Annotated in this window: 20 protein-coding genes; all 20 read right to left on the bottom strand. The window is 29.9% G+C overall.

Going from position 1 to position 15701, the window contains the following annotated elements; translation table 11 throughout:
* Nucleotides 1-11 precede the first annotated feature (11 nt).
* Nucleotides 12-1946 (bottom strand): hypothetical protein, encoded by a 1935-nt coding sequence (locus L3B96_RS24785; protein ID WP_238948860.1) that lies wholly within the window; start codon nt 1944-1946, stop codon nt 12-14.
* Nucleotides 1947-2102 (bottom strand): hypothetical protein, encoded by a 156-nt coding sequence (locus L3B96_RS24780; protein WP_238948859.1) that lies wholly within the window; start codon nt 2100-2102, stop codon nt 1947-1949.
* Nucleotides 2103-2122: 20 nt separating this feature from the next.
* Nucleotides 2123-2509 (bottom strand): hypothetical protein, encoded by a 387-nt coding sequence (locus L3B96_RS24775; protein ID WP_041896228.1) that lies wholly within the window; start codon nt 2507-2509, stop codon nt 2123-2125.
* Nucleotides 2510-2565: 56 nt separating this feature from the next.
* Nucleotides 2566-2991 carry a phage tail tube protein gene (locus tag L3B96_RS24770; RefSeq protein ID WP_238948858.1) on the bottom strand — a complete coding sequence of 142 codons (426 nt, stop codon included), beginning with the start codon at nt 2989-2991 and terminating at the stop codon, nt 2566-2568.
* A gap of 13 nt (nt 2992-3004) precedes the next feature.
* Nucleotides 3005-4075 (bottom strand): phage tail sheath subtilisin-like domain-containing protein, encoded by a 1071-nt coding sequence (locus tag L3B96_RS24765; protein ID WP_238948857.1) that lies wholly within the window; start codon nt 4073-4075, stop codon nt 3005-3007.
* Nucleotides 4075-4542 carry a DUF6838 family protein gene (locus L3B96_RS24760; protein ID WP_238948856.1) on the bottom strand — a complete coding sequence of 156 codons (468 nt, stop codon included), beginning with the start codon at nt 4540-4542 and terminating at the stop codon, nt 4075-4077. Before L3B96_RS24760 ends, L3B96_RS24765 begins: the two co-directional genes overlap by 1 nt.
* Nucleotides 4543-4938 (bottom strand): HK97 gp10 family phage protein, encoded by a 396-nt coding sequence (locus tag L3B96_RS24755; RefSeq protein WP_238948855.1) that lies wholly within the window; start codon nt 4936-4938, stop codon nt 4543-4545.
* Nucleotides 4931-5269 (bottom strand): hypothetical protein, encoded by a 339-nt coding sequence (locus L3B96_RS24750; RefSeq protein WP_238948854.1) that lies wholly within the window; start codon nt 5267-5269, stop codon nt 4931-4933. The genes L3B96_RS24755 and L3B96_RS24750 overlap by 8 nt, the downstream gene beginning before the upstream one ends.
* Before the next feature lies 1 nt (nt 5270).
* The gene (locus tag L3B96_RS24745; protein WP_238948853.1) at nt 5271-5543 is read right to left on the bottom strand and encodes a hypothetical protein; all 273 of its coding nucleotides are present in this window, start codon (nt 5541-5543) and stop codon (nt 5271-5273) included.
* Nucleotides 5544-5594: 51 nt separating this feature from the next.
* Complete coding sequence (locus L3B96_RS24740) at nt 5595-6623, bottom strand: major capsid protein (protein ID WP_077845011.1); 1029 nt, start codon at nt 6621-6623, stop codon at nt 5595-5597.
* Nucleotides 6624-6640: 17 nt separating this feature from the next.
* Nucleotides 6641-7015, bottom strand: coding sequence for a hypothetical protein (locus L3B96_RS24735; protein WP_238948852.1), 375 nt, complete (start codon nt 7013-7015; stop codon nt 6641-6643).
* A 15-nt stretch (nt 7016-7030) separates the two neighbouring features.
* On the bottom strand, nt 7031-7666 hold the full coding sequence (locus L3B96_RS24730; protein ID WP_238948851.1) for a DUF4355 domain-containing protein: 636 nt from the start codon (nt 7664-7666) through the stop codon (nt 7031-7033).
* Between the two features lie 227 nt (nt 7667-7893).
* The gene (locus L3B96_RS24725; protein ID WP_238948850.1) at nt 7894-8106 is read right to left on the bottom strand and encodes a hypothetical protein; all 213 of its coding nucleotides are present in this window, start codon (nt 8104-8106) and stop codon (nt 7894-7896) included.
* 1 nt (nt 8107) lies between these two features.
* On the bottom strand, nt 8108-9604 hold the full coding sequence (locus L3B96_RS24720; RefSeq protein ID WP_238948849.1) for a minor capsid protein: 1497 nt from the start codon (nt 9602-9604) through the stop codon (nt 8108-8110).
* On the bottom strand, nt 9597-10952 hold the full coding sequence (locus tag L3B96_RS24715) for a phage portal protein (RefSeq protein ID WP_343073113.1): 1356 nt from the start codon (nt 10950-10952) through the stop codon (nt 9597-9599). The genes L3B96_RS24720 and L3B96_RS24715 overlap by 8 nt, the downstream gene beginning before the upstream one ends.
* A gap of 3 nt (nt 10953-10955) precedes the next feature.
* A complete protein-coding gene (locus L3B96_RS24710; RefSeq protein ID WP_343073112.1) occupies nt 10956-12077 on the bottom strand; it encodes a hypothetical protein in 1122 nt (373 codons plus the stop codon).
* 196 nt (nt 12078-12273) lie between these two features.
* Nucleotides 12274-13047 (bottom strand): hypothetical protein, encoded by a 774-nt coding sequence (locus L3B96_RS24705; RefSeq protein ID WP_238948847.1) that lies wholly within the window; start codon nt 13045-13047, stop codon nt 12274-12276.
* Between the two features lie 191 nt (nt 13048-13238).
* Complete coding sequence (locus L3B96_RS24700; RefSeq protein ID WP_343073111.1) at nt 13239-13925, bottom strand: hypothetical protein; 687 nt, start codon at nt 13923-13925, stop codon at nt 13239-13241.
* Nucleotides 13926-13959: 34 nt separating this feature from the next.
* Nucleotides 13960-14685 (bottom strand): hypothetical protein, encoded by a 726-nt coding sequence (locus tag L3B96_RS24695; protein WP_238948846.1) that lies wholly within the window; start codon nt 14683-14685, stop codon nt 13960-13962.
* A gap of 299 nt (nt 14686-14984) precedes the next feature.
* A complete protein-coding gene (locus L3B96_RS24690) occupies nt 14985-15695 on the bottom strand; it encodes a hypothetical protein (RefSeq protein WP_238948845.1) in 711 nt (236 codons plus the stop codon).
* Between the last annotated feature and the right edge of the window lie 6 nt (nt 15696-15701).

The following is a 15701-nucleotide window of genomic DNA, read 5'->3' as shown; positions in this document are numbered from 1 at the left end:
TCCTCTCCTTTTTAATAATTTACAGCGTTTCTAGTATTATTTAGCTTGTTTAATTTATTTGCAATTTGATCCATAATGTCGTTAATATCTGCTGTTTCTTTAATTGTATCTACATTAAGATTTATTTCAGTTTTATTTGATGCATGGCTATTTGTGCTAGTATTATTAATTGTATTACTTATTTCTTTATTATTAAGCATACTTGGAATTGTATTCCACTCAGAATAGGATTTATATTTTTCGTAAGAATCATCGTGATTGTAGAATTGCTCGTATGCATACAAATTCTTGTATTTATCTCTAGTTGCAGCATCCCAAGTGTAAGTATTATCACTAACACCATTAAGTTTTGCATCAGCTCTTTCACTTTCTGCCAGATTCTTAATCTCATTATTTTTATAATTGTTATCTGCCTCATCATTTCCCATAATCTTTTCATATATATAATTCCATCCATTAGCGGAAGATTTCAAAAGAGCTTTACTTGCTGCTGGAACATCTATTTTATTATCCTTCGAAGTAAATACATTAAACATACCATTTGCAACTTTATGTAAAACACCATTTTCACCAAAAAAACTATTTGTTGCAATTGCGAAAGCTCCAATTGACAGCGTAGCTTTATTTAATATGCCTGGTAAACTATTAGATACTCCCCCTAAAGTAGCTAAACCACCAGTCAATTTTACTATTGGACTTAGCACTCCACTAGCAACTTTAAGACTGAGTAAACCCCCTCCAATTTTGGTTAAAGTCGTTACGGTTTCCGGATGCATTGTAATGTAATCTAAGCCTCCTATTAATCCATTCCCTAATTTACCTAATCCATCAGCTATTTTATCAAACGATTCACTTTTACTAAATTTGTTGACACTTGTTATAAGTTTTTCTAGTCCTTTAGATGCATTATCAAATAAACTCCCATTCTTTATAGCTCCATCATTACCTATTCCAACCATATCAGCTAAAGTTTTTTCCCAATTTCCTTTTAATGTTGATAGTCTTCCACTAAGTGTCTTAGAAAATTTATCAGTCATTCCAGATATACCTTTTTCACCCATGTAAGATTCTAAAACTTCCATAAGCTTATCTTTATCAGTAACTTGACCTTTTTTATTTGTGAATTTGCCTAATCCATTTGTTTTAGCGTAATCCTCAAGACCTTGTCTCTTTATACCTGTAATTGTCTGTAGCCTTTCCCATTCTCCCCCTAATGTATCTGAAATCGCATCAACCGCACTCGATAGGTCTCCAACTCCTTGTATCTTTGCAAAAGACCCCATATCTTCATACATTTTAAATGTTTTTTCATCATCTTTCATTCCAAGGCCTTTTGCTCTCGCTAAAGCACTTGCAACCTCAGATTCAGTAAATGGAGTTTTATTTGCTTCCTGCGTGGCCCATTTAAATTTTTCTTTTCCTTTAGTTTCTCCATAAGTTGTTTGCAAAAATGTACTTGCGTTTTGATATGTCATTCCAGCTTTTAATGATTCTTTAGTAAGATCAGCTGCACCTTTAAGACTTAAATAACCTGCTGTTAGTTTGCTTAATGTACCTAATGTAGAATTGGAAAAGTTACTAATGCTATTACTTAATGATCCAAAGGCATTACTACCGTCATTTTTTATTTTTCTAAAAGTGGTTGCCCATGTTTTTCCGGTTCCAGCACCTGCATTGTTAGAGCTTCTTTCAACCTCGCTCCATGCTTTTCTAAAAGCTTCACTTTGTGATAACCCTGCCTTTTTATATTCTTGTGCCAAGCTTGCCACTTGGCTTCTCATACTACCAACTGAGTTTGCAGACGCAGCTTCAGCATTCCTCATTTCTCCAGTTAAGCCATTTACACTACTTTTAGCACTTGTAGCCTGCCCAATAAAAGCACTAAACACTCTAGAAAATCCGTCTTTTATTGTTAATTCACTTCCAAATAATCCGATAGCAATCACCTACTTTCTTGTCAAAAATGGACTTAAGGCAATTTTTTCATCTATATCTTCATCGTGTAATTTATGCATAGACGCTATATAAAACATTTTTTCATAATATCCAAGATCAATTAGTTTTTGTAAGTCATGCCCTTTATTAATATAATAGGCGAGCATACGTACCTCATCATCTTGGTCTATGAGTTTTTTATTTCTTTAATAAGTCCCTTTTCTAAATGCATTCCACTTAACTTACCAACTTCAGTTGATATCATTTCTATCTCTGCTCTAGTAAAAAGTTTTCTTACAACACCTGTTGGATTAGCTTTACAATCTAAGGCTTCTTGGAGTTCCTTTGATTTTAAATTAGGTTCTATAACTGCCTGATACACAGCATTTTTATTTATATCAAAATTTGTTTTACTCATTTTCTCAATCATATCAAACGTATCATCACCAATACTTTTTATAGTGATCATTCCATCCCCAATACCTTTTAAACTGATAACTTCTAATTTCTTGGTTTTTTCAGAATTTTTCTCATCTAAAATTCCTTTATTTTTTAATATATCTTTTATATCCATTAATAAATCATTCCTCTCTTTTAATAAAAAATAATAGCCTACACCTAAAGCACAAGCTATTCTATATCAACATTTTGTGGATTATATTTAAAATCATAAGCATCTTGTAATAATTTTTGTATATCAACATCCAATGGACTAAATGAAGTTATTTTACATTCTTCTATAATAACTCTCCTAGTGTTTCCATAAGTTTTGTTCTCAAATTCACCTATAAGGTCAAATATAAATGGTTTATTTGATTTAATACAATCATTAACCTTTTTAGGAAGGTCTCCAATTACAGTATTGAAAGTTAATGATCCAGTACCATTGGCACCAGTTATAATATCCCCATTACCAAGTTGACCAGCTATATATACAGTTTCCGTTGTCAAATCTGATTTGGCTTTAGCTGTTAATACTTCTGCCATAAGATCTCCATCCATCCACAGCTGAAAACTTTTGCCATGTATAGCATAATTCTCATTAAATATGTTCATTATTTACTCACCCCTAATAATTTATTTCAAACTCCAACTCTCCCATCGTTTGTAATACATAAACCCTAGCTTTCATAAATACCTTTCTTTTTGTATCATAAGATAATATATCTTCATCCTTCATGTCAGTTGTATCTACACCTAATGATTCTATATACTCTCTAATTGCGTCAATATTAAGATAACAAGTATTACTCATATCACCATTAAGGGCACCTTTAGTCCCCAAAGGTTTAAAATAACTTTTATTTATAGTATCTCTTAATAGTTTTCTATTAGAATAAGAGTTACCTTTTTTATCTTGCCAGCTTGTTTTGAATGCAACTTTTAAATCATCCTGCATCATGCTTAATATTTCCGATACTCTTCTATCTTTTAAAATATCTTTTTCTTTGCTATCATCTATAGTTGTCTTTGTATTAACATCGTCTGTAAGAACATATGATTCAAAATCATTGTCATAAACAACTCCAACTTGTCCTAATTCGCTTATTGATTCAGCATCTTTTGTATCATCTACTAAAGTAACTTTTGTCACACCACTCAATACTTTATTTGTCAGACCCTCTCCAATAGAACATACTGCACACATACAAGCATGATCAACAGTAAATTCTTCTCCTGTAAGAGTCTCTCCATCTATTGTTATACTAGATATATAATTACTTACTATATTTTCATAATCTGCTTTATAGTTAGCCAAATTCGCTTTAACAGTATAGTTTTTAGCTGTTATCTGACCCTTTATAAAATCTACAATGGCCTTTTTATCTTCATCTTCGGTAATTGTGGGACAGGCTAAATAATTAAACTTAACACCATCTATTTTTTTTAATGCTACACTTATAGTTTCAGGCGGGGTATAACAAACTACTTTTAATGTGCTTACTCCATATTTATCAAAACATTTATCTATTCTTTTTGATTTATTTTCTTCACTGTACTCATCTGTTACTGCTCTTTTCCTATTATAAGATTTAACACCTTCAACACTGTCATTAAGTACTAACATTACAATTCCTCTAGTACTTCTAGAATTTAATGTTTCAGCAGCTGACTTCAAATAAATATTTATATTTGACATTAGTCGATTTCCTCCTTATCTTCATTTAAAATAAAATTTAATTCATGCATAAATTCCGTATATCTATCTGGAATTGGAATATTCTTAATATCCTTAGAATTATGATATTTAATAGTTAAAGTTAAAATAATGCAATCTTCACTTTCATTAAATACTTTTTTATCAAAGTAAATAAATGTATCATTTATTCTCAAACCATAATCAAATAACTCCTTGAGCTCATCTTTTACATTTAATATTTTTTCTTGATCTAAAATTACATCTGTGAAGGTTATAATTATATTTACAAAATCCTTTGTATAATACCTGTATGAGTCATTATCTAGTGGTTTTACCTGCACAAAAAACAGAGGACCTTTAACCTCTGTTCTACTTTCTTTGATATTGATTTTTGCTTTTGTAAAATTATTTTTAAGAGAAATATAAACACTATAAAGCAAATCTACATATTTAATCTTATCATCCATTTATACCTCCCTCTCTATTCTTTCATTAATGCTTGATGTTAGTATATCTTGATAGATATCAACATTATCTCGTATCATATGCCTTCCAGGAACAAATTCTTTAACTAGTTTTTTCCCTATAGCTGGCACATATCTTCCAACTTCCTGTTTGTGCCCATCTTCAACGGCTTGAGCATATTCAATACTAGAACCAATTTTAATGGTCCAGCTATTTGGCATTTTTATAATTTTCCCATGAGTCATTGATCTTCTTAATATTCCAGTTTTAACTGGAGTAACTGCTTGTATACTTGCTACACATTCAGTAGCTTTAGTCTCCATTTCATCAGAAATAATATTATCAATTTTTTCAGCTGCTTTTTGAGCTTCAGCAATTAAATCTTCAAAGCTATTCATTGTTATCTTCCTTGATAATGTTAACATCTTTAGTTTCATTTAAAAGAATTTCATAATATTCATCATCCCAAGGTATTGCTTTAATTTCATAGAATTTATTGTTATATTCTATTATAGAATCTTCTTTTATTTCTGTAATTACATCGCAGAACATTTTTCTACTACATTCAATGTCATATCCATACTCACGTTTTGCTTTTTCAGAATTATAAGGTTGTATATCAACTAGAAATGGATTATCACTTATTTTTTTATACCCTTCTCTATCTATCCTGTGTTCATCTTCAAAAGAGTCATATTTATAAATGTAAATTTCTTTATCGTAAAACATATTAATACATCCTTACATAAGAGCTTCCTAAAAGTAATTCAATATTGTTATCAATTATAGCAATATCATCCTTATAAGTCTTACTGCGCGCGCCTTGAGTTTCGCTCTTAATATTTTTATCAACCTTTTGAGATTGTTTTATATTTTCTACTATTAATTTTATAGCTAATGAATATCTTTGCTTGATTTCTTCATCCTTAAGATCTTTATTTTTATATTCTCTTATAGCCTGTATTGCCATTTGTTCATATTCTTCATCAGTAATTACAACCAAATTAATCACCTCTTAATTATAGTTAAAAGAGAGACTTTATATCTCCCTAATCTAACTTAATGTTATAGACATAATTCCAATTTCATCTGCATGAGGACAAGATGGAAGAGCTGTTGCTACAGCTTTCGTATATTCAACCACTGGATCAGGTTTTGAATAAGTTCCGACAAATATATTTCCGACCATTGCAGCTTCATCCATTTGATTATTTCCTATCATTTTGATTTCCTCAGCAGTTAAACCATAAATAGTTTCTCCTGGATTATTTGAACTAAAAATAGTTATTTTATTCTCAGGATAATATCTCTTAGTTTCATATCCTTTAGCAGTCTCCACTTTGTAAAGTTCATCATAAGTAACAAACTTAGGCAATTTCATTCTAGACATTAAATTATTCAAATCATCTAATGTTGGAACCATATCGGAGTTTACTCCAAATATAGCTTTTCTTACACTTGTGCAGTTGCAAATTGTATCAATTATAGTATCCGAAGTTAAAGCTCTAGTTGAAGTTGAACCACTTGAAGTTTTAACTGCCTTAACAAGTGTTTTTATATCATCTAGTGGCTTATCTGTATCTGGGGTTTTCCATGTTACAGACTTTTGGTTTCCTGCGGGAACTCCATAATCTAAAGTAACTTTAACTCCATTTTCTTCTATTTTAATCTTTCCAGTAGAAAGTAACTCCATTCTCATAGCTTCAACTCTAACTTTTACTGATTCTTTCATATCTTCAGCATCATTATAAAGTTGAGAAAGCACAAATTTTAATTCTGCATCATTTCTTGGACTCTGAACTTTTATAATGTCCTTTTCTCTCATTGGAATTTGTCTTTTAATGAGTGCTAATTCTTGTGCACCTTTTTGGATTGCTTGTCTGCTTGCAATTTGAGTTTTAGTATCTAATGCATGTACTGTTGCACTAACTGGTAATCCTCCCCTGCCTAAAATCATTTCAAATTCAATGTCTTGGATTTTCCTTTCTGGAAATAGAGCTTCTCCTAGCATTGATGCCGTTTGTCTTTCTGCAAAATAATTAATTAATTCCTTTGTGTTAAATACTTCATCTACTCTTGGCATTATTAATTCCTCCCTTATTATCTAAATGTTATATTTGGTAATGCTGTTTTAATTGCGGCTATTGCTTTGTCTGCAAATCCATCTAAAACCCTATCTGCCCTTAGATATCCTTCAACAATTAATGAACATGGTTGATCTCCATTAGTTACATCTACAGTTCTATATACAATTCCAACAGGTATTGTCATTAATGTTTCTGATCCACTGGCCCCAGTTTGAGTAACAATCTTACCATCTTTATCTATCAAACTCCCAGCAACTACATATTTTTTCCCATGTTCATCACCTTCATCAACATTTGATGCTAAAACAGTTCCACTAAAAGTAGCTAAATTTGCATCACTATACAATATCTCCATTTCATTTTGATAAGTTTCTGATTTTACATACATATTATTACCTCCTTATTATTTAGCCCAAGGATCACTTGCAGCTGTACTTGTCTTATTCGCTTCGGCGGCCAATGATGCTCCAATACTAATTGGTTTTCCATCGTCACCAGTTCCAGGTACGTATGAATTTGCTTTCATTTTTTCATTAACCATAGCTTCTAATCCTTTTGACCAATCTTCAGCTAAATCGTCTAAATTAGCCTTAGTTGAATCGAAATCTTCACCAAGATATTTATCAATGGATTTTAATTTTATTCCTTTTTCATTTGCATATTTCATTGCTTCTGCTAATAAATCTTTTTTTACATTAGCAGCCTTTTCCTCCGCTAATTGTTTTTCTAAATCTAGTAATTTCTTTTGAGTTGGATCTGTAACTAAATCTGGGTACTTTTGAGTTAATACGTCTCCAAATTCAGATTCCCACGTTCCTTTTTCCTTCATAGTTTTTATTGCCTTTGAATGATAAGTATCTCTTTCACTGTCCATAAATTGTTGGAATACTTTATCAGCTTTAATTTTTTGCTTGAAAACATCTAAAGTTGGTTCAGGTCCTTTAAATTGTTCTTCAATATCAGTCCCAGTAAGTAATGAATTTATATCTTCTTCATCTTTAGCATTTTTGATTTTTTCTAATAAATCTTTCTTTAACATCCTTATTCCTCCTATACTCTAGACCATCAAGCGTGCCCTAGAACACATTATTTTGTAATTTAAATATTTTGTACTCCTTGTACACAAATCGTCCACAAGACGTAATTTAAGCAAAATAAAAAGACTAGCTTTTACTAATCTTTAATTAATTTAATAGTCCCACAATATTGACTCCTTAATTTTAGGTATAATAAAAGCACCTACCTATTTAAATTAAGTAAGTGCTTTTACATTTCATTAAGTTCTAATTCAGCTTCCTTTATTGCCTCTTCTATCTCTTCAACTTCATCTTTAGTTAATTCATCCTTACTGGCTTCTAATTTATCCTTCATTATTTGAATAGTCTTTTTTTTAGCAAATTTATTATACTCATCTAATGTCATACCTTCTTTTTGCATATGCTTCCATTCTGGGAAACCATCAAGAGTTTCATTATACATTTTATTTCACCTTCTTATAAATTAATCCATAATCATTACATACTGCTGTAGCCACTTCATTCATGTACTTATCCCAAACCTCATAAATTTTCACATCATCATCTAATTCAGGATAATTTCGTGCTATTGTTCGCCTTATGTTTTCATATTTATTGTAGAATAGATATCCTTTTACACTTGAACTCTTGCAAGTGCCTCTTTGTATTATATACTTACTTCCATCTTCACATTCAAGTGTCATTGCATTAATAGATTTATATGTTATTATTTTCTCAATATCATCTCTAGAAAATGTTGTCTTGCCAGGATGATTGTGTACGAATATTATATCATTAGCATCTGACTCTTTCAATATTCTTACAGTCTCTTTTGACAATTTGACATTTTCTTCTTCTCCAACCTGCTCAATGCATATCTTATTTCCACCTAGTTCTAATAAACTAAGTTTTTCTTTTCCCTGTTCAATCATAAATTTATTAAGATTTGTATGAATTTCGTTTAATTTATTTGAACTTTCTTTTGATATCTCTATATAATTATCCCATTTTATATTTGACTCTACTTTTTCATAATTTGAAGATCTAATTTCTTTACCATTACTTTTTATAATGCTATTATTTTCTTTCCAATCTTCATAGCTTTGCCAATTAACATTTTTCTTAGCTTCATTATCAAGTCGCATCTTAGGATGCCAATCTTTATCCGTTAATGATATATAAACACATCTACAAAATGGATGCTGCGGTATTTGTACAGGCTTTTCATCAGTATCATATACTTCAGTATCATATTTAGCACACCTTGAACACACTTTTCCATCAAGAGTCGCCATATACATAACTTTCTTTATTCCATGCTCATGCTGCCATACATCATTAGCACCCTCCTGCACTCTGCATATATTATCCTGAACTAATCTTTTGGTTTCATGTGCATTAATGTCATATTTATTTGTAATTTTTTGCCCAATTTGATTTACATTTGTTTCACCCTTAAGAAACTTTTCAACTTCTTTTTGTAATACATTGCACATTTCATTTTTATTATCATACAATCTATCTGACCATAACTTATCATCAACCTTAGTACTAATTATTTTCTCTAATACCTCATCACTTAGTTGAGTAATTTTGAAATCTGCCCCTAGGCTATACACATAATTATTAGTATTGAATTTCTCTTTAGCAGCATTTGTTAAAATGTCTTTGGTTAGAATTGTTTCAACATTAAGCTCCGACTTAATATTCTTAATGATTAAATCACTTAATTCTAAATATAGCTTCTTCTTATCAGCTGCATTTATATTTAAAATATTATCATCAATATTATAAGATAATAATATCTTTGCGATTTGGTTTAGTAAATCATTTCTACTTTGTATTTGCCCATTATAAGCTTCTTTTAATTTACTTTCAGTCTGATCATAAAGTTCTTTAGCAAATTCTAAAGTTTTATCACTAAAAAATTGTTGCTCTAGAGTAAGTTTATTCTTATCCATTATTACCAACTACCTTATCCAAACTTGTCTTTGGCCAATCTTCTTGTTGCTCTTTTTTAACTTTTTCAGCTTCTGCAACTTTATTGGTAATAAAACTAAATCTACTCCTCATTGTATCTTTAGAAATAACTCCTTCAGGCGTTTGATTAAACATCTGAGCTGTCGCTAAATCATCCGTTGGAATGTTTGGGGTATATAGGGCTTTGATATCTTTATAATCGTAATTCTTACTTTTCTTTAGATTTAAATATATACATAAGAATCTATTTCTACTTTTAATTATATTTGTATGAGCCTTAATCTCTAAATTGCATTTATTCTCTAATGCTATTAAACGTGATCTTAGGGTTATTCCGCTCAGATTACTTTGCAACTTCTCATTATGGTTTATATGGCAAGCTATTTGATACATTGTATCAACCTGCCTATCAAGTGTGTTTTGGATGAAAGTATCATTAATATTTTTGACAAGCCATTGAATAACACTATTTTTATCCTTAGTATTTAGTACACCCAACTTTTTCATATTAGGAATTTGCTTTTCATCAACTTGACATCCCATGAAGACTAAATAAGCATTTCTAAAGTCACTTATTTCATTACTTATATCGCTAAAGTTAGTTTCAAATGCATCTTGCAATCCTTTTATATCTTTATATAAGCTATCATGGTATTCCTCCAATGTTAATTTACCAACACTTACTGGAACTTCTCCAAATATATTTTCTGTTGGCACCATAATCTCATTAAAATGCCCATCATAATGATAAATAAATTCATCTGTATAAACATCAACATAAGTATTTATAGTGTCAAAATCATTTTTAAACGCGTGAATAAAAAATAAAACCTTACCCGAAGCATTATCAACATATGCGTAACCTTCAGTAGGTTTTATAATTTTACTGCAAAAATCTGCATTACCATCTAAATAATATATTTCATACACTTTAGTAAATATAATCAAGTACTTCATAAGATCAGTATCGTGAAGTTCATCCCAGTGAGCTGTATAGTATTCAATATCCTTAATTACATCAGAGTTATCATTTCTAGATTCATAGGTTATCGGATTTCCAACAGTATAAGATACCTCTTCTTTAATAAATTTCTTGATAAAATTAGTATTAATCTTGAGATTGGACCTTTCCGTTACAAACAAATACTTTTTCATTGCATCAGTATCACCTTTATAATAGCTATACATCTTATTGTAAATTTGTTTATACGTATAATAGGTCCCATAAATTTTCTTAACCAATGATAAATGATCTGGAATATTTAAATTTAGAATTACTTGTTTTGTAACTAATTGCCTTATTAAATTACTAAAATTCAAATTTATCACCTCCTATAGACCAAATGCTTTTCTGTCTAATATTTGAATTGTACTAATAACCTCAATCTGGTCAATTCTTTGAATAAACTCAGACATTACGTCGGCAGCATCATCATGCACAGTAAACTTTTGCCCTGCAAATTCCATTACTTGATCTGTAAATTCCTCATCTTCTTTAGCAAAAATAATTTCTCCTTTGTTTACATATGGTATTGATGTTGAGATCTTATCATCCTTATTTTTCTTTTGCTGTTCATTTATAATTTCTATACCTCTATATTTTAAAATTGGATGTTCATTAATCAGTTTTTCTAATGTAAAGGCATCTGCTCCATTAAAAGTATTTTTTTCAATACTCACATGGCTTACTTCAGGATATTCAAGTAATAATTCAATCATATGGCCAACATATTTATCAAACTCTTTTCTAGCATTAATTTTGGCTAATTCAGCTTTTCTTGCATACTTATTACCATTAGTAGCACTTGAACCAACTAAAAAAGCACTATAGTCATTCCTTTTACCACCACTTGCAGCTGGATCAGCTAAAAGCATTGTTTTAATAAAATCGTGAGTTTCAATTTCTTCTCTGCTTTCAGTTCTTATATATTTGAACCATTTTTCTCCTATGGAATCAACATCACCTTGAACCTCTTGCTTAAATGAATTTGGATTTTCATAATAGTCCATTGCTAGTTCTAAACAAGTCCAAAATTCTTCCCATAACATAGGGAACTGCATTTCTTCTTCATGTTCATAATAAAACTCTTTGGCATCTTCTTGCCTTGTATCATTTTTAAAGTCAAAAAGAATATCCTTAAACTCTTTCCATAAACCTGTAGTAAATAAATGATCTACACCATTTACCTTTTTACCATCTTCATCTATGAAGTCATCAACTAATACACCTTTTTCCTTTTTAAAGGTCCATGTTGCAGATTTCATTAACCTGGAATAGAAACATTCTTTATGTTGTTGAGTTCCCCAAGCCATAAGAACAGTACCTTTTTTAACAACCTTACCATTTCTCTTTACTGGTCTTTGTTTTGCGAACTTAACGTCATCAGAATACCTTTTCCATTTCTTTTCTCTAGCTTCTTCGGTTCTAACATCATCTTCACTTTGATAATCCATTTTGTTATCGTTAGGCTTTTTATCCTAACTTCTATATGTCACCATATAGTTCGGCATATATTTTCAACCTACAAGGTTGTCAACCACTCGTGGGGATATTTTATTCTACAAAGTAGTTTCAATCCCTATGCTCTACGGTGAGTCACATCTTTTAAAACGTGCTTTACCTCGGTATTATCTCAAAATAAAAAGAGCACTATAAAGCACTCTTTAAAATATTATTTATATCATCAATTTTAAAATATGGTATTCTAATTAATTTAATATTATTTTCTCTACAAAATTTATTTTTTATTTCATCATGTCTTTTTGTATATTTTAGTGAATCTTTTGCTTTTTCTTCATCAATACCACCAAAATAAGCTTTTTCAAAATGTTGTCTACCATCAAATTCTATGCAAATATCCTTATGTGGCAAATAATAATCAAATGGAAGTTTTCTTTTATCTTTGCATCCATCAAATTTGTATTCTTTCTTAAATACAATATCATGAATCTTCAGCCACTTCTCCACTTTAAGCATTCCTTTTGAATTTTGCTTATTATGTTCATTACATACTGGACAGCCTTTTCTTTTTACTAAGTTTGTCCAATAGACTTCTTGAACATCATGTATAGGACATTCAAAAACAATTAATGTGGAACGTGTATTAGGTTTTGTATATCTTTTGATAAACTTACACTTCATTTCTTTTTCCACAACCTTTAAAACTTCTTCTATTGGTTTTTGCCTACTTTTTGCAATTATCTTCTTAGCATTGTTAGGCAAAGGTCTAATATTAGAACATGATTGACATAAAGTAGTCTTTTTTCTTTTAAAATTATCAAATGTTCTTTCAAATTCTTTGCCACATTTACATTTAAATCTTAGTTTGCTTCTGGCATTTATATATTCATAAGACAACAATTCACATTCCGAATTTTCTTTTACATATTGCCTAACATCCTCAATAGTAAGTTTTTTAGACATAACAAAAACACCTCCGATAGTGTAATTCTTTTCCGATTATTAGATTTTAATGACAGGGAAGAAATCTCGGAAATTTCTTATCAATAAGGCTCGCGACTTCCTTATCTATCCCATATAATTATTATACCATATTTAATTATCAAATAGCATGAGACTTCCACCGATTTTGGTCGATTTTCACTACACTATTACTAGTATAGGGGACAATTATGTCTATCCAAAATTATAAGATCTGGTCTAACATTCTTATATTTTCTACCTCTCATTGGCGAAGTAGATGAAATAGCTTCGACAAAAGTATGGTTTATAAACTCCAATTGAGTTGCATTACATATAAAATTTCTGTTCTTATCATCAAGGAGCTTGCCAAAAGCATTTTCAATATACTCATTTTCAATCATATTATCCTTGATATCTTTGATAAACTTTTCAGCAGTACTTCCGATATCAGAACAAATAAGTACATAAGTTTTATGTTTATAAGCCACACTCCAACATGTAGGTCCCAAAGTACCAAATGCACTTTTTCCGGTTCCTCTTGGAAGGACTCGTCCAAGTTGTTCTGGACCATTACCAATTATTGATTCCTGAATATCGTGCCACAACTCTTCATGAACCTTTGAAATCGGAGCTGCAGCATTATCTTCCTTAGGCAGGTATATATCCTGTAAAAAATAGTTACAAAAAAACTCTAAGGATATTTGCCCAAGCTGCCATGCTAATCCATGGAACCCAAACAAATTCTTAGAGTTTTCAATCATTCTATTTTCGGTTAATTCATCAACTTTATCTTCTGGAATACCTATATCAGTATAAGATTTTTTTAAGTAGTGATAAAGCAGCCATTTATTACGTGCTTCATCACTAGGGAAATTCAAATGGTATTAACATGCTTTATCACCTTCTTTTATTTCATTTTTCTTTTAAAATTTTATTTACACGTTTCTTAATCTCAGGATACATTTGTATTTTACCTTCAATATACTCTGAAAATCTAGGTGCATTAATTATAAATTTAAAGAACGATACATTCATTCCTAATAATAACCAAATCATTGACTCCTCGTTTGAGTTTAAAATTGTCTTAAAAATTTCTATATTTCTTGGAATAGTCATTTCTTCATCATTCATTTCATAATTTTTTTTATAGAAATAAAGTATTCCCACAGATGATTTTAAAAGAATATTATCATCATCTCCAAAGAAAAACTCATGTATAAGGATGGTATCCAATACTTTATTATTATAGTCTCTGGAATCATTTAAAGATTGATCTAATTTATTTAATATTTCTTGATTAGATTGATTAATCTCATCTCTAATCATTAAAATATTATTAATATCATTCATTGAATTATGTAGTCTATTAGTTATTTCTATTAGATCGTCACTTACAGAAACCAGTTTATCTTTAGTTAATGACATATCCTTTTCTCCCATGATTGACATAAAAATAGCAATAACAGATAATACTATTCCCACTAAAGTTGCACCAAATGAAAATTGAACTGCCATGTCAGAATTTGAATAATTTCTAACCGTGAATAAACAAACGCCAATAGCGATGGCGATAATTCCACAATAAATAAAATGTAACTTCAACTTAATATGCTTAATTTTTAATTCATCATTGTTCATACATAATTCCACCTTTCCATAAAATACAATATTCTACAGAAAGAGTTATAATCCTTTAATAAATTGCTCGAGTCTAGCCATTTTAATTTCATGTAGATCACAATACTTATGACATTCTGGATGTAATTCACAATCATAAGATACAATTAATATACTTCCTTTAGGTTTACATTTAACTTTTTCTGGTGGTAATGCCTTTAATATTGGAACTTTAATACTATTGACACTTACATTTTCCGTAAACTTAACACCTCCTTTTAGGCATAATAAAAGAACCCTATCTCTAGAGTTTCTTAAATTTATTTTTTATTCTTTTTTGTTGTTTCACTATGATTATTAATTGTATATGTTATTTTATTTTTCTCATTATCCTCTTTTAATTCTCTTACTAAAATGCTAATAATACTGACTATAAAAAAAATAATTCCTACGACTGGCAAAGCAATCATTACATTATTTGAAATATTATTAAATAAATAATTTCCCAATTCATTACCTCCAGATGAATTACTTTTTAATAATATTGTTGTGATAGCTGACAACATTGTTATTATTAATGCTAAAGTAGTCATTAAATGATTATAATTATTAACTTTAAGTTCATCTTCATACATTAATTTATTCTTTTCTTCAGTTATACTCTCTTTATATTTACCAAATGTTATATATGTGCTTTCAACCAATCTTTTCTTATCATCTTCTTTGATAAACCTCGTTCGCAATATATCAAGTATAATTGCCTCTTTAATTTCTTTAATTGATATGAATTTTTCATCTTTTAGCTTATATTCCTTAATTATGGCTCGTCTTAAGTCTATCAGCACCTCTTGTGTCAGCTCTAATTCTTGAATAAAAAAAGGCCTTAATATCTCAAGCAACTTTTCCTCCGCTGCTGAGATAGTATTAATGTAGCCAACTGCATTCCTTTTTTTAATGAGCACTGTTACAAAAGCAACGATTAACGCTGCGATAATTGCTGTTACTGTTGGTGCAACCCATACTTTAATCATTTCACT

The sequence above is a fragment of the Clostridium sp. YIM B02569 genome, from assembly GCF_022320765.1.
GTDB classification, from domain to species: domain Bacteria; phylum Bacillota; class Clostridia; order Clostridiales; family Clostridiaceae; genus Clostridium; species Clostridium beijerinckii.
This window is presented reverse-complemented; position numbering and strand designations above follow the sequence as displayed.